16 protein-coding genes are annotated in these 20,388 nt (G+C 31.3%); 8 read left to right on the forward strand and 8 right to left on the reverse strand.

Annotated features, from left to right (window positions below; genetic code table 11):
• Window positions 1–2,580, reverse strand: a 2,580-nt coding sequence (locus Q0C58_RS07360) for an MG2 domain-containing protein (RefSeq protein ID WP_290699419.1), incomplete at its 3' end; no start/stop codon positions are given.
• A 186-nt stretch (window positions 2,581–2,766) separates the two neighbouring features.
• Between Q0C58_RS07360 and Q0C58_RS07365 the strand changes: the two genes are divergently transcribed.
• The 3 genes from Q0C58_RS07365 (at window position 2,767) to Q0C58_RS07375 (ending at window position 6,497) form a co-directional block, all read left to right on the forward strand.
• Entirely contained in the window at window positions 2,767–3,717 is a 951-nt protein-coding gene (locus Q0C58_RS07365; protein ID WP_290699422.1) for a tetratricopeptide repeat protein, read from the forward strand.
• A gap of 542 nt (window positions 3,718–4,259) precedes the next feature.
• Window positions 4,260–5,615: a Mur ligase family protein gene (locus tag Q0C58_RS07370; RefSeq protein ID WP_290699425.1), complete on the forward strand. Its 1,356-nt coding sequence runs from the start codon at window positions 4,260–4,262 to the stop codon at window positions 5,613–5,615.
• 30 nt (window positions 5,616–5,645) lie between these two features.
• Window positions 5,646–6,497 (forward strand): hypothetical protein, encoded by an 852-nt coding sequence (locus Q0C58_RS07375; protein ID WP_290699428.1) that lies wholly within the window; start codon window positions 5,646–5,648, stop codon window positions 6,495–6,497.
• A gap of 16 nt (window positions 6,498–6,513) precedes the next feature.
• Here Q0C58_RS07375 and Q0C58_RS07380 read toward each other — a convergent pair whose 3' ends face one another.
• Window positions 6,514–7,104 carry an FMN-binding negative transcriptional regulator gene (locus Q0C58_RS07380; protein WP_290699431.1) on the reverse strand — a complete coding sequence of 197 codons (591 nt, stop codon included), beginning with the start codon at window positions 7,102–7,104 and terminating at the stop codon, window positions 6,514–6,516.
• Window positions 7,105–7,222: 118 nt separating this feature from the next.
• On the opposite strand from Q0C58_RS07380, the gene radC reads away from it, so the two are divergent.
• The 4 genes from radC (at window position 7,223) to Q0C58_RS07400 (ending at window position 10,957) form a co-directional block, all read left to right on the forward strand.
• Window positions 7,223–7,921 (forward strand): DNA repair protein RadC, encoded by a 699-nt coding sequence (radC, locus tag Q0C58_RS07385; RefSeq protein WP_290699434.1) that lies wholly within the window; start codon window positions 7,223–7,225, stop codon window positions 7,919–7,921.
• 117 nt (window positions 7,922–8,038) lie between these two features.
• Window positions 8,039–9,352, forward strand: a complete 1,314-nt coding sequence (locus tag Q0C58_RS07390; protein ID WP_290699437.1) for a polysaccharide deacetylase family protein — start codon at window positions 8,039–8,041, stop codon at window positions 9,350–9,352.
• Between the two features lie 48 nt (window positions 9,353–9,400).
• Window positions 9,401–10,087 carry a YjjG family noncanonical pyrimidine nucleotidase gene (locus Q0C58_RS07395; protein WP_290699440.1) on the forward strand — a complete coding sequence of 229 codons (687 nt, stop codon included), beginning with the start codon at window positions 9,401–9,403 and terminating at the stop codon, window positions 10,085–10,087.
• A 9-nt stretch (window positions 10,088–10,096) separates the two neighbouring features.
• Window positions 10,097–10,957, forward strand: coding sequence for a hypothetical protein (locus tag Q0C58_RS07400; protein WP_290699442.1), 861 nt, complete (start codon window positions 10,097–10,099; stop codon window positions 10,955–10,957).
• Here Q0C58_RS07400 and Q0C58_RS07405 read toward each other — a convergent pair.
• Window positions 10,954–12,231, reverse strand: coding sequence for a replication-associated recombination protein A (locus tag Q0C58_RS07405; protein WP_290699445.1), 1,278 nt, complete (start codon window positions 12,229–12,231; stop codon window positions 10,954–10,956). The two genes, Q0C58_RS07400 and Q0C58_RS07405, sit on opposite strands and share 4 nt — an antisense overlap.
• A gap of 112 nt (window positions 12,232–12,343) precedes the next feature.
• Between Q0C58_RS07405 and Q0C58_RS07410 the strand changes: the two genes are divergently transcribed.
• Window positions 12,344–13,096, forward strand: a complete 753-nt coding sequence (locus tag Q0C58_RS07410) for a rhomboid family intramembrane serine protease (protein ID WP_290699448.1) — start codon at window positions 12,344–12,346, stop codon at window positions 13,094–13,096.
• A 2-nt stretch (window positions 13,097–13,098) separates the two neighbouring features.
• Here Q0C58_RS07410 and rlmB read toward each other — a convergent pair whose 3' ends face one another.
• From rlmB to Q0C58_RS07435, 5 genes are all read right to left on the reverse strand, one after another.
• Window positions 13,099–13,833 (reverse strand): 23S rRNA (guanosine(2251)-2'-O)-methyltransferase RlmB, encoded by a 735-nt coding sequence (rlmB, locus tag Q0C58_RS07415; protein ID WP_290699451.1) that lies wholly within the window; start codon window positions 13,831–13,833, stop codon window positions 13,099–13,101.
• A 74-nt stretch (window positions 13,834–13,907) separates the two neighbouring features.
• The gene (locus Q0C58_RS07420) at window positions 13,908–14,876 is read right to left on the reverse strand and encodes a hypothetical protein (RefSeq protein WP_290699454.1); all 969 of its coding nucleotides are present in this window, start codon (window positions 14,874–14,876) and stop codon (window positions 13,908–13,910) included.
• Window positions 14,877–14,908: 32 nt separating this feature from the next.
• Complete coding sequence (locus tag Q0C58_RS07425) at window positions 14,909–15,745, reverse strand: hypothetical protein (protein ID WP_290699457.1); 837 nt, start codon at window positions 15,743–15,745, stop codon at window positions 14,909–14,911.
• A gap of 27 nt (window positions 15,746–15,772) precedes the next feature.
• Window positions 15,773–17,281, reverse strand: a complete 1,509-nt coding sequence (locus Q0C58_RS07430; RefSeq protein WP_290699459.1) for a SusD/RagB family nutrient-binding outer membrane lipoprotein — start codon at window positions 17,279–17,281, stop codon at window positions 15,773–15,775.
• Between the two features lie 10 nt (window positions 17,282–17,291).
• Complete coding sequence (locus tag Q0C58_RS07435; protein ID WP_290699462.1) at window positions 17,292–20,378, reverse strand: SusC/RagA family TonB-linked outer membrane protein; 3,087 nt, start codon at window positions 20,376–20,378, stop codon at window positions 17,292–17,294.
• Window positions 20,379–20,388 lie beyond the last annotated feature (10 nt).

Consider the following 20,388-nt stretch of genomic DNA (forward strand, 5'->3'; position numbering starts at 1 on the left):
TGGCGCTTTTAATTTATAGATTTTAAGCGTGCCTTTTGCAGGTACAAACTCACCATTTAAGTTTTTTGTGTCTATATTTATTTTGTGTTCTTTATTGGTTTTATCAATGCTATTTTCAATACCTATAGTAGCAGTCAAAGCATGATAACCAACGTTTACAATGGTTGAAGTGCTTCGTGTTTCTCCATTAATGTCTGTAACATCTGCAATAATTTCGTATTTAAAAATTGGTAAACTTGTTTTATCTACGCTTTCGTCTGGAATAGCCTTGAAAGTAATCTCGTAATTTCCAGCAGCATCAGTTGTAGTTTCGCCTTGCGTAATTTCTTGGCCTTGGTCTTGAGTTGTTGGTCTCCTCCAATAATACCAACGTGGATATTGCACGTTTCGTTTTACACGATACACTACCTTAGCATCACTAATTGTAGAGCCAGCAAAAGCTAAAGCTTCTCCTGTAACTTTTACACTATCATTAACTTTTATAGTTTCGGTAATAGGTTTAAAATTGGTTTCAAACTTTGGACGTTTATATTCTTCAACCGAGATATTTGTATAACCACTATGCGAGTATTTGCCTTGTAAACGAATAGAAAACCGACCTGTTAATCCACCATTTGGGAGTATAAATTCTCCAGCGACAGAACCATAATCGTTTGTTTTTAATTCGAGTTCTTTTACAGTTTCACCATTTACATTAGTAAGTATGGCTTTAATATTCATATTTGGTAAAACTTCAGACTTATTATCTTCAGTTTTCATAGAAATACCTTTAAAATAAATTGTTTGTCCTGGTCTGTAAATACTTCGGTCTGTAAATACAAAAGTGTTATATCTAGGCTTTTCTTTTCTATTTCGGTTTCTGTAGTAGTTATTAATGTATAGGTTTGAGTAATAGGCAACATCGTTAGAAGCTGAAATTTTTACATTAGCATTATTACGTCTTTTACTTGATTTGCTAATGGTAAGTTTACCTTTATAATCTGTGGTACTGTTTACGGTTTCTATCTCTTCATTACCATAAATATATTCTAATCTTACTTTAGCATTTGCAAAAGGTTCACCATTATTTCTATCTATAAATTGAAGGTATTTTTTGTTTGAATCGTCATGCTCTAACATCGCAATATTGGTAAATTGTACCATTGTATGTGATGTAAAATTTTCTTTTAAAGCTGAAGTGTTAGCGGTTATTATATAACGACCATTATCCAGTTTAGGCATCAAGATTTCGGTAGTATGAATCTGGTAATCCTTTTCGTTTTTAAGCGAAGCATCCCAGCTTTTTGAAGGATCTAATTTTGCAATAAACGCCTCTTGTTCGCCATGTCTATATGTTTTTTTGAAGTTTATATATTGCTTTTCTGAAAGTCTGTAAGCTGTAAGGTTAATAGCATCCAATGCTTTGTAAGTAACTAGAAGTCTCGCTTCGGTTAGAATGGGAAGTGTAGCTTCTGTTGTTATTTGTAAGCTTGGGCTCTCCATGTATTGTTTTAGTACAACACATTGTTCTGCACCTTTACTCTTTGGGAATTTAGAAATGGCAGCATCGCAAATAGCAATAGCTTCTTTAATTTTCCAACGTACTTCTGCATTCGTTTCAGGATTATAACTTGCACCTTGAGTATTGTAAATGGAAGCTAATTGAAAACGATACAATGCAGACACTTCATGTGCTTTATGTTTTTCAATTTCAGCTTTAAGCGCTTCAATATAAACAACATCTTTATTTTTAAAAGTAGCATGCTGTTTTACAAAATTTAAACGTTCTATGTTGGCATCTGTTAAAGCATAAGGTTCTTTGTCTTTTAAATGAAACTTTATAAGTTCTTGGTATAATTTTAAGGCGTTAAGCTCTAAAGAAGACGTATCCTTTGATACAATTTTTAAATTTGCATATTTATTTGAAGCCGATAAATAATTAGCGTCATCAATTATAAATTTATAAGCAGGTTTCGTGATCCTGCTTTCTTGATGCTTGTAGAAAATAAGTGCATTATGCGCCAAGAAATCAAACAGTGTTGGTCTGTAAATTTTAGAGCCTTTACTTTTATTTATTAAAACATTAAAATCTTTTAAATCGGTTTGCTGTAAAATCAATCCGTTATCAAGCGAATTTTTATAATGTAAATGAACTTCTTCAAACAGTGTTTCTAAATCCCAAGTTCTAAAATCTACAGTATCTACTTTATCGTTTGTTTTTGTTCTATTATAAAATTTCCATCTGTTTTGTTGGAAATATTGCCAATATAAAGTAGCTAGAATATTCTCTAAAACGTTTTTAGTTGGTGCTTTACTTATTTTAATTTCAGCTTTAAAAGCATCTATAATACTAAGTTGTGCGTCTTCTTCAAGCGTTAGCATAAACTTACTTTTAAAGAGCATTATTTTAATAAGTTGTGGCGAATTATTTTCGGCTTTAGCCTTAATTTCAATTTTCTCTAAAGCCTTTAAAGCAGACTTAGGCAAACTTTCAATTTCAAAATTTTCAACGTCATTCCATAATTTGGAATAGTTATTGGTTTGAGAGAAAGAAGTATTAGCAAAGAGAATAACCATTACTATAGTGATAATTTTTTTCATTTTTAATATTTATTTTAAAGCAATATAATTGCAAAGCTTTATTTACTAAACACTAAATGCGTAACACTAGCGTTTGGATGAGTAAACTAAGCCGTTTTAAAAGTAACCCTTATTATTCTTAAAATAAAATCAAAAACAATACCAATAGATTTAAATAGGTATTATTTTAGCATTAACTTAAATGACATGAAGCATTTATTATTTATTTTATTCTTCTTTCCTCTATTTTTAATTGGGCAGACGAGCCTTTCTGAAGCTGAAGGATTAATTAATAGTAAGCAATTTTCTAAGGCCGAAAAAGTATTAACTTCATTTATAAAAAAACATCCAAAGAATTTAAAAGCTACCGAATTATTAGGTGATGCTTATGGTCATCAAAAAAAGTGGGATGAAGCAATAAAATACTACAAGCAATTAGTAGAAGCAAAACCAAGCGAAGCTAATTTTCATTATAAATATGGAGGCGCTCTAGGAATGAAAGCACTTACTATTAGTAAAATTAGTGCTTTAGGAATTATTGGAGATATAAAAAGTTCCTTTTTAAAAGCTGTAGAACTGGATGTAAACCATATTGATGCACGTTGGGCTTTAGTAGAATTGTATATGCAATTACCAGGTATTGTAGGCGGAAGTAAAAACAAAAGTTTTAAGTATGCAAACGAGCTACAAAAACTCTCTATGGTAGATGGTTATTTAGCAAAAGGCTATATTTATGAATATGATGATGAACCAAAACTAGCCGAAGAATATTATAAGAAAGCAATAAAAGAAGGTGGCTCTATTACTTGTTACGATAAGTTAACGAACCTTTACGAGAAAGAAGGAAAATCTACTGAAGCCATTACCAATATAGAAGAAGCGCACGTAAAACATAATCGCAATGCCATGCACTACCAAATAGGTAAAGTGTGTGCAGATTATAATGTACAACTAGAAAAAGGTGAGTTTTGCCTTAAAGTATATCTCGATAATTATAGTGCAAAAGATGGCGTGCCAAAAGCTTGGGCTTATTATAGATTAGCACAAATTTATAAGCATAAAGAAGACAAAGAAAAGGCTCTAATTTGGATAGATAAAGCGATAGTTGATTTGCCTAAGATTGAAGTTTTTAAGACGTTTAAAGCAACACTGAATTGATTTTTTTTGTTAAAGTGACTTACACTGAGTCGCGCCGAGTTTTCACAGAGATGCACAGAGAGATTATCGGTTTTTAATGTTTAGAATTATGAAGGCTAAAATTCTGCGATTCTATGTCATATAATTCAACACAACAGATTAATCCACATTAGGATATTTTGGTTGCTCTTTTTTTTACTCTGCGAATCTCTATGAAACCTCTGCAAATCTCAGCGTAATAATTCAACACAACAGATTAATCCACATTAAAATATTTTGGTTGCTCTCTTTTTACTCTGCGAATCTCTGCGAATCTCTGCGAATCTCTGTGAAACCTCTACGAATCTCAGCGTAATAATTCAACACAACATATTAATCCACATTAGGATATTTTGGTTCTCTTTTTTTTTTCTCTGCGAATCTCTGCGAATCTCTGCGAATCTCTGCGAATCTCTGTGAAACCTCTACGAATCTCAGCGTAATAATTCAACACAACAGATTCGTTAGAATTAGTGAAATTTAACAAGCAATTACTATCTTTGAATCATCTTCAAAATTAAACCATGAACGTACATTTTATAGCCATTGGAGGAAGTGCAATGCACAATCTAGCATTAGCTTTACACAATAAAGGATACCAAGTAACTGGAAGCGACGACACTATTTTCGAGCCTTCAAAATCACGATTAGAAACCAAAGATTTATTGCCAGAAGCTTTTGGGTGGTTTCCAGAGAAAATAACGTCTAGTTTAGACGCTATTGTTTTAGGAATGCATGCTAAAAAGGATAATCCAGAGCTTTTAAAAGCACAAGAATTAGGCTTAAAAATTTACAGCTATCCTGAATTTTTATACGAACAATCTAAACATAAAACCAGAGTTGTTATTGGTGGAAGCCATGGTAAAACAACTATTACTTCTATGATTTTGCATGTTATGCATTACCATAATCGCGATGTCGATTATATGGTTGGTGCACAACTAGAAGGTTTTGATGTTATGGTGAAACTGACTGATGATAACGATTTTATTGTTTTGGAAGGCGATGAGTATTTAAGTTCACCAATAGATAGACGTCCAAAATTCCATCTCTATAAACCTAATATTGCATTGTTAAGCGGAATAGCTTGGGATCACATTAACGTGTTTCCAACCTATGAAAACTACGTAGAGCAGTTTAGTATTTTTGTAGATTCTATAGTACAAGGCGGAAGTATTAATTATAACGAAGAAGATGCTGAGGTAAAAAGAGTAGTGGAAGCAAGCGAAAACCAAATAAGAAAACTTGCATACCAAACACCAGAATATACTGTAGAAGATGGTGAAACACTTTTAGAAACGCCTGAAGGACCTTTACCAATTGAAGTGTTTGGAAAACATAATCTAAACAATATGGCAGGAGCAAAATGGATTTGCCAACACATGGGAATCGATGAAGACGATTTCTACGAAGCGATCTCTACTTTTAAAGGTGCAAGTAAACGACTAGAAAAAATAGCAGAAAGTAAAAACAGTGTTGCCTATAAAGATTTTGCACATTCGCCTAGTAAAGTAAAAGCAACAACAAATGCAGTTAAAGAACAGTACACAAACCGAACGTTAGTAGCTTGTTTAGAATTGCATACTTATAGTAGTTTAAATGCTAAATTTTTAAAAGAATATAAAGGCGCTTTAGATGCAGCAGATGTTGCAGTAGTATTCTATTCTCCTCATGCTGTAGAAATTAAAAAACTTGAAGAGGTTACGCACGAGCAAATTGCAAATGCTTTCCAAAGAGATGATTTAATTATCTATACCAATCCAGAAGAGTTTAAAGACTTTTTGTTCTCACAACAATTTGATGATAAAGCGTTGTTGTTGATGAGTAGTGGTAATTATGGTGGTTTGGATTTTGAGGCTTTGAAAAGTCATATATTATAGAGTATGAGATATTTTTTTTTAATTTTCATTTTGTTTTTTAAATTTTCATTAGGGCAGCAGATTGAAAATTTCAAAATTTTAGATTTTGTAACTCATGAGCCTATTGAAAATGTTAGGATTTCTATAAATAATAGGCATTATGGTTATTCTGATAAAGAAGGTAATTTCTTTGTAAATGAAAAAGTATTATTAGATTCTATAGGTCTTGTGCATTTGAATTATGATAATTCAACTATTAAAAAGGAAAAGTTAATTAAATCTAGTATTTATTTATATCCTAAATCTGAAGCATTAAATAAAGTAGAAATTGATGGTAAAAAACAACAAAATAATACTATAAATTTAGTTGGAAAATTAGGATTGAATAGTAAACAACATTTTGCTTGGAATTCTAAGGCAATAACCTATATACCATTTAAAGCAGAAGGGGGAATTACCAAATTGAAATATAAACTAACAAATATAGCAGGTGTAAAAGGCCTAAAGTATTTAGAGTTTAAAACGAATCTTTATAGTATAGACAGTATCACTCGTTTGCCAGGGAAGCAACTAATAGTTAAAGATATAATTACATCAAATAGTAATGGAGACAGAATATATTCTTTAGATATAAGTGAATATAATATACAAATGCCAAAAGATGGTGTTTTTATAGCATTTATTGTTTTAGACCATACAGAATATCCTGTTTCGAGTATTATGTCTAGAAGAGGTGAATTATGTGCAACACCAGTTCTTAAGACAAGATTTAGAAAAAAAAACGAAAAGCGATTTTCTATGATATTGACACCTGAAGGATATTTTTCTAAAACTGAACCTAAATGGCAAAAATTAGATTTTAATTTCTTTTTAATGGACTTAGAATTAGAAGAGAATGACTAGAATACTGTATTTAATACTAAAAAACACCATCCAAAAACGCCTTAACACTCTCTTGGTTAGCACGAACCAATTCTGCTCTCGCATTTCTAATATCTTTTGGATGTTTGTCTTGAGAGAGTTTAAATTTGCCTTCCCAATGTGTTATATCAATCTCAAATAGTTTTATATACTTGAGGTTGGCATCTAATCTTGGATTATCTGCATCTAAAACATATTTATGATCTGGCGCTTCAAGAAACTCAGTCATTGTTATAAGCGACTGTTTTAAAGCTTCAGTACTTTTAATAGCGTTTACTTTTCCTTTTAAATGCACGCGAATATAGTTCCATGTTGGCAGTTGTGTCGTAGTATATATACTAGGCGAAATATAGCATTGCGGACCATAAAATAGTATGGTTAAATCGTTATTATCTTTTAGTAATTCGGTTTGCGGATTGTAAATATCTATGTGTCCAACAAGCTTATTGTCTTTAAAAACTAAAGGTAAATGTGTAATTAATGGCTCGTTATCTTTTACCGAAATTAATGTAGCTAATGGATATGTTTTAATAACTTCTATAATGTGATTTTTGTCACTGTCTTGATGGTGTTTTGGAGGGTATTTCAAAATATTTTAGTCTCGTTATTTAATTTGAAATTTACGATAATAAAATTGATTTCGAAATTAATACTTGCCAAACAAATGCATTTCAGAATAAGTCATTAAAAATATGTAGATTTACTAAATGACAGAAAAAGGCGCTTCATTTTCCATAAAAAACTGGTCTCAAGACGATCAACCAAGAGAGAAATTACGCGATAAAGGTAAAGCAGTTTTAAGCGATGCAGAGCTGGTTGCCATATTAATAGGGTCTGGAAATAGAGACGAAAGCGCAGTTGGTTTATGTAAACGCATTTTAGCTAGTACAGATAATAATTTAAGCGAACTTGGTAAATTATCTATTAAACAACTTACGGCATTTAAAGGTATTGGTGAAGCTAAAGCGATTTCTATTATTGCAGCTTTAGAATTGGGAAGGAGAAGGCGAGGAGGAGAGGCTTTAGAACGTAAAAAAATAACATCAAGTGCTTCGGTTTTCGAACTCCTGCAACCAGTAATTGGCGAGTTGCCACATGAAGAATTCTGGATTGTATATTTAAATAACTCTAATAAAGTGATTCAAAAAAACCAATTAAGTAAAGGTGGTATTACTGGTACTTTGGTAGATGTACGTTTGGCTCTAAAAACAGCTTTAGAGGTTGGAGCAGTTGGTCTTGTTTTAGCACATAACCATCCTTCTGGAACCTTAAAACCAAGTCAAGCAGATAAAGATTTAACTAAAAAGTTAAAAACAGCAGCGCAGAGTTTAGACATAAAAGTGCTAGACCATTTAATTATTACCGAAAACGCTTATTTTAGTTTTGCAGATGAAGCAATACTTTAAAGTAAACTATAGTATTAAAGAATAAAATCTGTAAAATAGAAGTTTAGATTTGGTAAAACCCTTATTTTTGAGAATAGTGGACTGCTAACTGAATACAGACCACTGCCTACTAAAAAAATGTTATTAGTTTATACTCATAAAATTACACCAAGATTACGTTACGTATTTAAGCAAATATGTACGCGAATTTTAGGTATTCCATTAACTTTTACTACTACAGTTGAAGATTTTATAGCACACAATAGTTTAAAAATGTCTTACACAAGACAACCTTTAGGAAAAGAGTTTTTTATTCGCTCTAACGAGCTCCTTTTTGAACAAGGTTTAAGCGATGTAGAAACAAAAGTAACAGGTTGGGAGGAGACAAAATGCTTTTTCCCAAATGGAGAACAAAGCGCACTACCTTTCGATATTTTTGCAGCATCTTTTTATTTGTTAAGTCGTTATGAAGAATACATGCCGCATGTAAAAGATGATTATGGAAGATTTACTGCAGAAGAAAGCTTAGCATTTAATAATGGGTTTTTAAGACAGCCAGTTGTAGATATTTGGGCATTAAAATTTAAAAAGATTTTAGAATCACAATTTCCAGAATTCCCATTTCCAAAAAGACATTATAAAATTACTCCAGTAATAGATGTGCCAACTGCATATAGCTATAAATTAAAAGGCATCATGCGAACAATTGGTGGCACATTTAGTGATTTATTTCGTTTTAGATTAAAAAACATTTACAAGCGTTACTCAGTATTATTTGGTTTGCAACATGATCCATTCGATACCTTTAAGTACATTATTAACAAGCAAAAACAAGTAAAAGATAAGTTTATATTCTTTTTTTTAATTGGTGATTTCTCTACTTATGATAAGAATATTAATGCCCAGAAAAGTAAATTTGTTTCACTAATTAAAGAAGTAGGTGATTACTCTAAAATTGGACTAAAAGCGTCTTATTTTGCATTAAATAATCTTTCGATTCTTAAAACCGAAAAATTAAGAATGGAATCAATAATTAATCAAGATTTACGTGCATCTAGACAATCGTTTTCTAAATTAAACTTGCCAGAATCTTACAGAAACCTTGTAGAGTTAGAGATATCAAACGATTATACAATGGGTTATATAAACTATATTGGTTTTCGCGCAGGCACATGTACACCGTTTTTCTTTTATGATTTGGATTACGAAATCCAGACACCTTTACGTATAAACACGTATCATGTTTTGGATAATGCATTATTAAAATACCAATCGTTATTAGATAAAAGAATGCATTTAAACCAAATAATTAAAGCTATTAAAAGTGTAGATGGTGAGTTTGTTTCTGTTTTTCATAATTATACTTTTGGAGCATCAGAAACTTGGAAAGACTACAAAGAGCTTTTTAATGTTATTTTAGATTCTAAAGGTCAATCAAACATTAAAAAATAATAGCAATAACAAGTGGCATATAATACCCAAAAGACAACAAAAAAGGATATGGAAAATAAAATAACAGATGTTTTTTTCGATTTAGACCACACGCTTTGGGATTTCGATAAAAATTCAGCATTAACTTTCGATATTATTTTAAAAAAGAATAATGTAGAGGTTGATTTAGACCGTTTTTCTGAAAAATACCAACCAATAAATTTAAAATATTGGAAGCTGTATAGAGATGAGAAAGTGTCTAAAAGTAATCTGCGTTATGGAAGACTTAAAGAGACCTTTGATACCTTAAATATGAATGTAAAGGATGATGTAATAAATCAATTGTCTATAGATTACATTAATAATTTAACAACATATAATCATGTTTTTGAAGGTACAATTGAAATTCTAGAATACTTAAAACCTAAATATAAATTGCATATCATTACAAACGGTTTTGAAGAGGTACAACAAATTAAATTAGAGAAATCTAATATTTCACATTTTTTCGATACTGTTACAAGTTCAGAAGCAGTAGGAGTTAAAAAACCAAATCCTAAAGTTTTTAAACACGCTTTAAATATTGCTGATACTACAAAAGAGAACAGTATAATGATTGGCGATAATTATGAAGCAGATATTCTTGGCGCATTAAATGTTGGTATAGATGCTATTTGCTATAATTACCATAATGTAGTTTTAGAAAACAAAATAAAACAAGTCAAGCATTTACTTAATTTAAAAGAATACTTATAAAATATTATTATGAAGAAAACAGTTTTAATTTTACTTACATTTTTTACAATATCATCAGCTTTTTCACAACAAAGTTTAAATGATTACAAGTACATTATTGTACCAAATAAGTTTGACTTTTTAAAAGAAGCAGACGAGTATAGATTAAATTCACTTACAAAATTCTTATTCGAAAAGTATAATTTTGAAGCTATAATGATTGAGGATGATGTTTTTCCAAGTGACTATACCCAAAATAACTGTCTTGGTTTAAAAGCAGATGTCTTAAAAGATTCTAATTTATTTAAAACAAAGTTAACTGTGCAACTAAAAAATTGTAGAAATGAAGTAATTTATACTTCAAGTCAAGGAGAATCTAGGGCAAAGAATATTAAAGTAGCCTATTATGAGGCTCTAAGGGAGGCTTTTAAAAGTTTTGAAACTAAAAATTACAGTTACAACCCTAAAAAGACAATATCAATAATCGCAAAAAAAGAGGTTGAAACAATTGAAGAAGAGCAAGAGGAAATTGAAAAACTAAAAAAAGAAGTAAAAGAGTTAAGAGATAATAAAAAGACTGAAATGATTGATACTGAAAAAACTGAGATAGTTACAGTCATTAATAAAGAAATACTAAAAACCGAAACAGAAACTAAATCAAAAGTTTCTAGTAATAGTTTAAGGGCAGAAGCAATACCAGAAAGTGTATTTGGATACCATTTATTAAATAACGAAGGCCAGCAAGTGTATACTTTATTATTTTCAGGAAAAGAAAATTTGTACATTGTAAAAGGAAGAGATGCTGTAATTTATAAGTTGAACAACAAATGGGTTATAGCAGAAGTAGAGGATAAAGATTTGCAAGTTAAAATTTTGGATATTAAATTTTAATAGCCATATTTTTCTTTCCAACGCACTTTCAAAAAATCGCGTTGCGCATTTTCTCTGTTATTATTTCCAGGTTCGTAAAGTTTAGTATTTGCAATTTCTTTTGGTAAAAACTCCTGAGAGGCAAAATTGTTTTCGTAGTCATGCGAGTATTTATAATTTTCGCCATAACCAATCTCTTTCATAAGTTTTGTTGGAGCATTTCTAATTGGTAAAGGCACAGATAAATCACCAGTTTGTTTTACTAGTTGTTGTGCATTACCAATAGCCAGATATGCAGCATTACTTTTTGGAGAACAAGCTAAATAGGTTGCACATTGGCTTAATATAATTCTAGACTCTGGATAACCAATTATTGAAACCGCTTGAAAGGTTGTATTTGCCATAACCAAAGCTGTTGGGTTTGCGTTACCAATATCTTCACTAGCCAAAATAAGTAGTCGTCTAGCAATAAATTTTACGTCTTCACCACCTTCTACCATTCGCGCTAAATAATAAACCGCTGCATTAGGATCGCTACCACGAATAGACTTTATAAAAGCCGAAACAATATCATAATGTTGCTCACCAGTTTTATCATAGCGAACAGTATTGTTTTGTACTTTCTCTAAAACCAATTCATTAGTAATGGTGATTTTATCTGAAGCTTCAGAATTCACAATAAGTTCAAAAATATTAAGCAACTTTCTTGCATCTCCTCCAGAGAGCCTCAATAAAGCGTCGGTTTCTTTAAGCTTTATCTTTTTTTTAGATATTTGGTCATCAGTTTCAATAGCACGTCTTAAAAGCACTTCTAAGTCCTTTTTTTCAAAAGGATTTAATATATAAACCTGACAACGTGACAATAATGCAGGAATAACCTCAAAGCTAGGATTTTCTGTTGTAGCACCAATTAATGTAACCCAACCTTTTTCTACAGCTTGTAAAAGAGAATCCTGTTGAGATTTACTAAATCTGTGGATTTCATCTATAAACAGTATAGGGTTTTTTGTAGTAAATAATCCACCACTTTGTTTCGCTTTTTCTATTACTTCACGTACATCTTTTACTCCAGAACTAATAGCACTCAAGGTGTAAAATGGTCTATCTGAAGTTTTAGCAATAATATTAGCAAGCGTAGTTTTCCCTATTCCTGGTGGTCCCCAAAAAATCATAGAAGCTATCATTCCCATATTAATTTGCTTAGTTAAAGTACCATTTTTACCCACTAAATGTGCTTGGCTAACATAGTCTTCTAATACCTTGGGTCTTAATCTTTCAGCTAAAGGAATATTCATATAGTAAAATTAAACATTTTTGTGTTAGTAAAATCTGTTTTTATAATGCTATTATAACTGACATTGTAACACGATACCTACCAATGGATTGTAAATTGCTATATTGTTTAATATGAAAAAACAAGAACAGCCTTTTGCATTTAACATAGATACGCTTTTGTATCCAATATTATTTGTGCTGTTAATTTGGTTAGTTTTTGCTATAGAAATACGTTTTGGCTTACGTTTTAATAAATATGGCGTTTATCCACAAACTATAAAAGGTTTACGCGGTATTTTATTTAGCCCGTTTATTCATTCAGGTTTAAAACATTTGTATTCTAATACTATTCCGTTATTTGTTTTATCCTCGGCATTATTTTATTTCTATAGACCAGTAGCTTTTAAAGTTGTTATTTACGGTGTTTTATTATCAGGATTTATTACATGGTTAATAGGTAGACCATCCTATCATATTGGAGCTAGTGGTTTAATTTATGTATTGTTTAGCTTTAATTTTTTTAAAGGATTATTTGCGAAAAACTATAGATTAATAGCTTTATCTTTAGTCGTAGTATTTCTTTACGGAAGTATGTTTATGTATGCATTTCCAATAGACGAGCAAGTCTCTTGGGAAGGCCATACTGCAGGTTTAATATCAGGTTTAATTTTTGCTTTAATTTTCAGGAAGTCAATAGCTGTTTCAAAGCGTTATGCTTGGGAAAAACCTAATTATAATGAAGCAGAAGATGAATTTTTAAAGCATTTTGATGAAAATGGAAACTTTATAGAATTAACTTCAGAGAATGAATGGTATTCTGATACTTCTGAAATTTCTCAAGACATTTCAAAATTCAATTATATATTTAAAGAAAATAAAGAATAATTTTAAAGACGTTGTCTTACAGCTTCATATAATAAAGCACCACAAGCCACAGAAACATTTAGAGATTCTATTTCGCCTAGTAAAGGTAACTTTGCCTTAGCATCTACAAGTTTTAATACAGATGGATTAATTCCTCGACCTTCGCTTCCCATTATAATTGCACAAGGTTCTTTAAAAGAAACATCAAAAATAGTATCATTAGTTTTTTCTGTTGCAGCTATTACTTTAATTCCAGAAGCTTGCATATGGAACATAGCATCTTTAATATGGTCTACTTTACAAATAGGAATTTTAAATACTGCTCCAGCACTTGTTTTTATAGCATCTCCATTAACAGGAGCACCACCTTTTTTTTGCACTATTATACCATTAACACCTGTACATTCTGCTGTTCTAATAATAGCACCAAAATTTCTTACATCACTAATTTGATCTAAAAGCAGAAATAATGGTGTAGCATCACTTTCTAATGTTTTTTCTACTAATGCATCTAAATTGTGAAAAGTAATTGGCGATATTTGTGCAACAGCACCTTGATGATTGTTTTTTGTTAGTCTGTTTAATTTTTCTATTGGAACATAGGAAAAGTTAATTCCTTTTTGTTTTAATAAAGTTTCGAGTTCTGTAAATAAATCCCCTTTTAGTCCTTTTTGTAAAAAAACCTTATCAATGGTTTCATTAGCATTTATTGCTTCAATAATTGCGCGTAATCCAAATATTTGTGTGTGTTTTTTCATGATTACAATGTTATAAAAAAAAGAGCCTGATCTACTATATCAGGCTCTTTTTTACAATTATTTTTTTGTAAATATTACTCTGTAGCAATTAAATTACCATCTCTATCAAGTACTGTATACAATCCACCAGATACTATAATCGTTCCGACAACAACGTCACCTCCATTAAATCCATTAGGAGCACTAGTTGGACTATTTGATGTGAAAATATCATCGTAAGCAAGTGTAGCATTAAAAGAACCTGCTTTTCCTATAGTTAATGTAAAAGGAAATACAACAGGATCTATTGGTGTTTCAGATAAAGTAATACTAAATAGATCTACAATAAGTGTATATGTATCATCTGGTAAAATACCAAAAGCTAAATCTATTTCAGGACAATCACCAGTACCAGCTAAATAACCAGAAGCACTAGAAATTTGTATAAGATCAAAATCAACATGGTCACATAAATTTTCTGTTAATTCACTAACAATAGCATCAGTATCATCTCCATCTTCTTCAGTTACAGTATCCAAGAAACTATAAGTAACATCTGTATTCCAATCTAAAATAAACCCAAGTTCTTCATTAGATACGTTTACAATATTAACAGTTACCGTTGCATCTGCTAATATAGTACGAATACCAGCAGCACTAATTTTTAGAACTGCTGTTTCTGTATCTTCTGGTAGTATATCCATTATTGCATTGACAGGTATATCAAAATTACTAGTAAATGCAGGAATAGTGATTTCAAAACCTTCTCCAGGTATTCCAGTATCTACATCTGTTGAACTACCACCTGCAGTATAGTCTAAAATTTGAGTTGCAGAACTACTAGAAAGGATTTCAATTTTGAATTGAGATAGTGTGTTTATTTCTTGGCTTACAGTAAAAGGAATAACACCAGTTTCACCTTCATTAATTGTTAGCATAGTAACTGTAGTTGTAGCAACTGGTTTGTCCGAGTTTACACCAAATGTCTCATCATCGTTTACACATGCTACAGAGGCAGATGCTATAAACAGAAAAGCCATTAATTTAATATATGTATTTTTCATAATCATTTTATGTTTTATTTTTTATAATTAAATTACAATCTAGTATATGTTGATGTCCATTCAAAAGGGCCACCGTTAAAGAAGGTGTCAGTATGCATCATTGTTAATACACCCGATGCACTATCCCAAGTACCTCCAGTAATACATCCAATACCATTACTCGAACAAAATGATGGTTGACTAGCAACTTGAACTTCTCCACATATAATATTTATTGTTGCAGGGTTTAATAATGTTGCATTTGTGGTACATCCAGCTAAGAAAAATCCATCACCAATTTCAAGAGACCAAGATCCATCATCATTTCCAATTATTTGGGTATTTGTAGGTGCTCCACACAAACTATTTGATACTTGGAATGTTCCTGATAAATCTGCCTGACAACCAACAAAAGTAATAGTTAAAACATTTGCATTAGCAGATATAACTGAACTATCATTACCAGTATTTATTAAATTAATTATTAAAGTTGTTGGTGCATCTGGATCAAAATTTCCTGTAATAACATCTAAAGGAAAATTAACAAATCTTTCTCCAGCTGGTAATAATAGATCTCCTGTGTTATTTACAAAATTAAATTCATTTCCTAATACAGCAGTCGAAGCTGGATCTATTTCAAAAGAAATATTAATATCACTTGTTGTTGGTGTATTATCTTGTCCTCCTAATATTTCTACAGGAAAATCTCTTCTTACTGTTCCTATGTCAGTAAAAAAGCTAAGAGCAGCATTACTACCGTTAAAACCAACGATATTAGGTGATGAACTGAAAGCACTTAAAGAATCCTCTCCTGTTTCATCATCTACAAGACAAGAAAAATTTAATGTAACTAAAGCTACTACATAAAATACTAATTTTATTTTTTTCATTTTTTTCATTTTTAATTTTTTTTATTATTAATTAACATCCCAGAAAATTTTATCACTAAATGCATCAGATGTCTGTTGTGAAGGCACGTTTGCTGAATTAGTTGAGAATTCAGAAGCAGGGTAAAGTAATCTAACAGGTCTAGTTGGTCTCTCAGCAATAAGAGATAATGGAATATCAGGGTATCCAGTTCTATTAAAATCAATAAACGATTCTATAGCATTGAAACCTGAAAGTGCAATCCATTTTTGTGTCATGATAGCCTCAATTTTAGTTTCAGATCCATTCCATCCAATTCTATTAACATTTTGTGATGAATTAATATAAGCTGCTGCATCTTCTGGAATTCCAAGTAAATTAAAAGAAGCAGTAATACCAGCTTCAAACATAGCTTGAGCATTTCCAGTAATAAAACCTTTTTCAATTGCCTCAGCTTGTAAAAAGAAACTTTCTGAAGCAGTAAAAAGATAACTATCTTGGTTGAAACCTCTTAATAAACCTGGTCCAGGCTCAGAAAGTTGATCAGGAGCATTATTATTTGTAGCACCTTGAATCACACCAGTAACACCATTTCCAGGGACACCTGTTGCAGGGTCAAAGAAACGCTCTAACCTTGTGTCATTTATATTGGTTGCAGGTAAAGCATCTGCGTTACCATTAGCATCTGTTTGAGCTTGACCTTTCAGGAATTTTTCAAAATATTCTGATGGCACAATAAAATCATGATCAAAGGTTGGATTATTAGCTACATCAAAACCATAGTTTGCCCAAAAAGGGTTTAGTCTATTAAGTTCATTTGCGTATCCAGGATTTAAAACTGCATCTGTTGTAACAAAATTGTCTAAACCAACAAATTGACCATTCAAGTCTCCTACGTCAGACTGGCGTAATAAGATTCTTAATTTTAATGTGTTTGCTACTTGAACCCATGAATCTAAATTTCCTTGAAATACTGTGTCTTCTGATCCTACAGGTATGTATTGATTAGAATTTTCAATAGTAGTCAATGCTAGATTTATATCATCAATTAATGCCGCATATACGGTTTGAGCATCATCATAAACAGGAGTTAAAAAAACACCTCCTTGTAAAGCCTGAAAATATGGTGCATCTCCATAAAGATCAATAATGTACTGAAAATAATAAGATTTTAAAATTCTAGCTATCGCTTTATGATTACTGAATTCATCACCACCATTTATTATGCTTTCATATGTACCCATACCTCGGTATAAGTTTTGCCAAATTGATGTATAGAAATTTTGTGTAATATTTAATCTAAATTCATCTTGAAAACCACCAGTAACATTATTAATGTCACCAGCCCACTGGTTCATCAGAACACTACCCAATTCACTAGTAGTAACTTCTAATTGAGCTCTAGGAGCTTGTATAGCAGCTGCTAGTAGTAAATCTGGACTTACTGATTGAACAGTAAAATTAACTTCAGATTCATTGACATCTAAAGTACCTTCGCAAGAATTGAATGCTACTCCTATAAAGAATAATGCAAAACCTATTTTAATATATTTTTTCATTTTTTTTTTTTTAAAAAGTTAAGTTTAATCCTATACCAAATGTTCTTGTTGGTGGATTGTTACCTGTAGTTGTAATTCCTTGTGCATTACCACCAGTAAAATTAGATTCAGGATCATTATACCCTCTGTTTTCTTCAGGTAAAACTGTAAAAGGATTTCTAGCTGTAGCACTTATTCTTAAACTAGAGATAAAAATGTCCTTTAAGTATTCTTTATTTAAATCATAACTTAATGATAATTCTCTTACTTTAAAAGCAGTAGCATCAAGAATATGATTTTCTCCTACGCCTCTATATAAACCAAAGAAATTAATATAATCTCCTGCTCCACCTGCAGCTGAGGGTACATTAGTATTTGCTTGGAATACTCCTGGAGATGTTTCAATTGCAGAATTTGGAAAGATAAATGCTCCACGTCCACCTTCAGCAGTTTCAACAGCATGACCAGACCATGTTAAATTAGATTTTGTATCAGAATAAAATACATGTCCAGTTCTATAATCCATTGTCGCTCTTAAAGACCAGTTTTTGTAGCTAAATGATGTATTTAAGTTTACTATATGTTCTGGTGTAGTTCTACCAGCAATTTTTAAACCGGAAGCTTCTATTGGGTTACCACTAGATGGATCAATTAATACACGCCCTTGAGGATCTCTTTCATAAAAATTTGTTTGAAGTACAGGAAATTGTTCTCCTTTGATAGCAAAAGACTCAGCAAATCCAGTAAATCCACCAAGTGAAACTTCGTCTGATTGGTCAGTTACAGATAAAACTTCGTTTGAAGAAGTTGAGTATCCTAAATTTACATCCCATTTTATATTATCAGTTTTTATAACTTTTAAACCTAAATCAACTTCAAAAGAAGAACCTTCGGTTTCTGCTATATTCAATCTACTTGTTGATAAACCTGTTGTAGAAGATGTATTGATATTTGTTATTTGATCACTACCCGTAAAATTAGCATAACTAAGATCTAATGTTATTCTATTTTTAAGTAAACCGAAGTTAATACCAAATTCTATAGTTTGTGTAAATTCAGGCTGAATTAAAGGGTCTGTTATATTAGTATCTACTACAAAAGAGTTTTGACCTCCAAAAGGAAATCCAGCACCTTGGTTAACTAATTGTTGAGTTGCAAAAGGAGCAACTTGACTAGCATTTCCTGTTTCAACATATGCAGCAGTTATTTTAAGGTAATTTAATACATCACTTTTTATGTTATTAAATGCTTTTGTTGGTAAGAATGATACACTTGCGCTTGGGTAAAAGAAAGATTGATTGCTAACATCTAAAGTAGATAACCAATCATTTCGTCCAGTAAGTGTAAGAAACAAGAAATCTTTATAACCAAAATCTAAATTTGCAAAAGCAGAAATTGTAGAAGATTGACTTCTTGTATCTCCACTAAAAGCATCGTCAACACCACCGTTTAAATTATTTGTAGTAAAAATACCAGGCACTGTTAAATCTTGACCTCCAACTTGAGTACTACTTGATTTAACATATCTATTATTTAGACCTATATTACCTCCAAAAGAAACTTCTTCATTTAAATCGTAATCTAAATTTACAAAGAAATCAGTATAGTAAGTGCTACTTCTGAAATTTTGAAAAGCAAAATTAGAGATTACAGATCTGTCTGCACCTGTGAAATTAGATACATAGTCAGATTCTGTGTAAGCATTCTGGTAACTCAAGCTATTGCCTTCAAAAATACGAGCATTACTTAACAGTTTAAAAGAGATGTTATCATCAACTTTATATCCTAATTCACCTTGTAAACTAATATTATTGTTTTCACCTCTAGTTCTTTGATTTTCTAAATCCCAATAAGGGTTTCTAAAGAATGCATTCCAATGGCCCTCATTTCCAGAGTTTGCAAATTGCTCGATAGGAATATTTGTTGCAGATTGCAGTAGGTTATCGTACAAGTTACCATTTGTTCGTTCTACAGTGGTGTTTGTGTAAATAACATTACCTGCAGCTGTCCAGTTTCCTAAGGTTTTACCAGCTCTTAACGTCAAGGTGTTCCTTTTTCTTTCATCTTGTCTAATAATAAATTCAGTATCTACATTTCTAGCACTTAATGAAAAGTATTCATTAGGACCACCTGAAGAAACAGAAATAGAATTTTGTCTTGTAATACCTGTTTTAAAGAATTCTTTAAGATGATCTGAACCTCTTGATTCGTATGGTGCAGTAATAAATGTACCATCAGATTGAGGCAATCCTACAGGAACAACTTCCCCGTCAAATTCAGGTCCCCATCCACCGTTTTCATATGTTATGTTTTCAAAACCATTACCTACAGTCCACCCTTGACCGTATCTAGTTTGTTTTTCTGGTACATAAGCTACAGATTCAAAATCTACAGAACTATTAAATTGAACAATCATTTTTTCTCCTTTTGTTGTAGTTTTTGTTTTAACAACAATTACACCATTTGATCCTAATGAACCATATAATGCAGAACCAGCAGCTCCTTTGATAATATTTACTGTATCAATTTGGTTGGGATCTATTGCATTTAATATTCCTGTTGTAGATACAGCACCATCAATAACGATTAGAGCCTCATTGTTACCAGATATAGAACGATTACCTCGAAGTACAATTCTACTATTGCCAGAAACACCATTACTGTTTTGCGTAATTGTCAAACCTGAAACCTTACCAGTTAAACTATTAATAACACTAGGGTTGTTAGCTTTAACTAGTTCTTCGGTTTTTACTTCTTGGTAAACAGATGTAATTTCATCTCTTTTTCTCTTAATACCAAGAGCGGTAATTACAACTTCCTCAAGAGTATTGTCGCTCATAACGAAACTAATGTTGCTTTCAGATCCAACTGTTTTTTCAACAGTACTTGTAACGTAAGAAAATACAAGAATATCTCCTGTTTTTGCTGATATTGAGTAATTACCGTCAAAATCTGTTATAGTACCATTACTTGTACCTTTAACAAGAACATTTACTCCAGGTAACGGTGAATTATCTCCATCAGAGATGGTACCTGAAATTGTTTTTCCTTGTGCAAACGATATTTGCACAACAAACGCTAGTAATAGCGTTAAAATTCCATTAAACTTTGTTTTCATTTTATATTTT

It is taken from the genome of Lacinutrix sp. (assembly GCF_023299985.1).
Taxonomy (GTDB): domain Bacteria; phylum Bacteroidota; class Bacteroidia; order Flavobacteriales; family Flavobacteriaceae; genus Lacinutrix.

Excerpts from the sequence above, each read along its gene's own strand:
- Q0C58_RS07420 (WP_290699454.1), bottom strand. The coding sequence starts at position 14,876 with ATGAAAAATACATATATTAAATTAATGGCTTTTCTGTTTATAGCATCT.
- Q0C58_RS07410 (WP_290699448.1), top strand. The coding sequence starts at position 12,344 with ATGAAAAAACAAGAACAGCCTTTTGCATTTAACATAGATACGCTTTTG.
- Q0C58_RS07405 (WP_290699445.1), bottom strand. The coding sequence starts at position 12,231 with ATGAATATTCCTTTAGCTGAAAGATTAAGACCCAAGGTATTAGAAGAC.
- Q0C58_RS07425 (WP_290699457.1), bottom strand. The coding sequence starts at position 15,745 with ATGAAAAAAATAAAATTAGTATTTTATGTAGTAGCTTTAGTTACATTA.
- rlmB (WP_290699451.1), bottom strand. The coding sequence starts at position 13,833 with ATGAAAAAACACACACAAATATTTGGATTACGCGCAATTATTGAAGCA.
- Q0C58_RS07365 (WP_290699422.1), top strand. The coding sequence starts at position 2,767 with ATGAAGCATTTATTATTTATTTTATTCTTCTTTCCTCTATTTTTAATT.
- Q0C58_RS07370 (WP_290699425.1), top strand. The coding sequence starts at position 4,260 with ATGAACGTACATTTTATAGCCATTGGAGGAAGTGCAATGCACAATCTA.
- Q0C58_RS07400 (WP_290699442.1), top strand. The coding sequence starts at position 10,097 with ATGAAGAAAACAGTTTTAATTTTACTTACATTTTTTACAATATCATCA.
- Q0C58_RS07395 (WP_290699440.1), top strand. The coding sequence starts at position 9,401 with ATGGAAAATAAAATAACAGATGTTTTTTTCGATTTAGACCACACGCTT.
- Q0C58_RS07390 (WP_290699437.1), top strand. The coding sequence starts at position 8,039 with ATGTTATTAGTTTATACTCATAAAATTACACCAAGATTACGTTACGTA.
- Q0C58_RS07430 (WP_290699459.1), bottom strand. The coding sequence starts at position 17,281 with ATGAAAAAATATATTAAAATAGGTTTTGCATTATTCTTTATAGGAGTA.
- Q0C58_RS07435 (WP_290699462.1), bottom strand. The coding sequence starts at position 20,378 with ATGAAAACAAAGTTTAATGGAATTTTAACGCTATTACTAGCGTTTGTT.
- radC (WP_290699434.1), top strand. The coding sequence starts at position 7,223 with ATGACAGAAAAAGGCGCTTCATTTTCCATAAAAAACTGGTCTCAAGAC.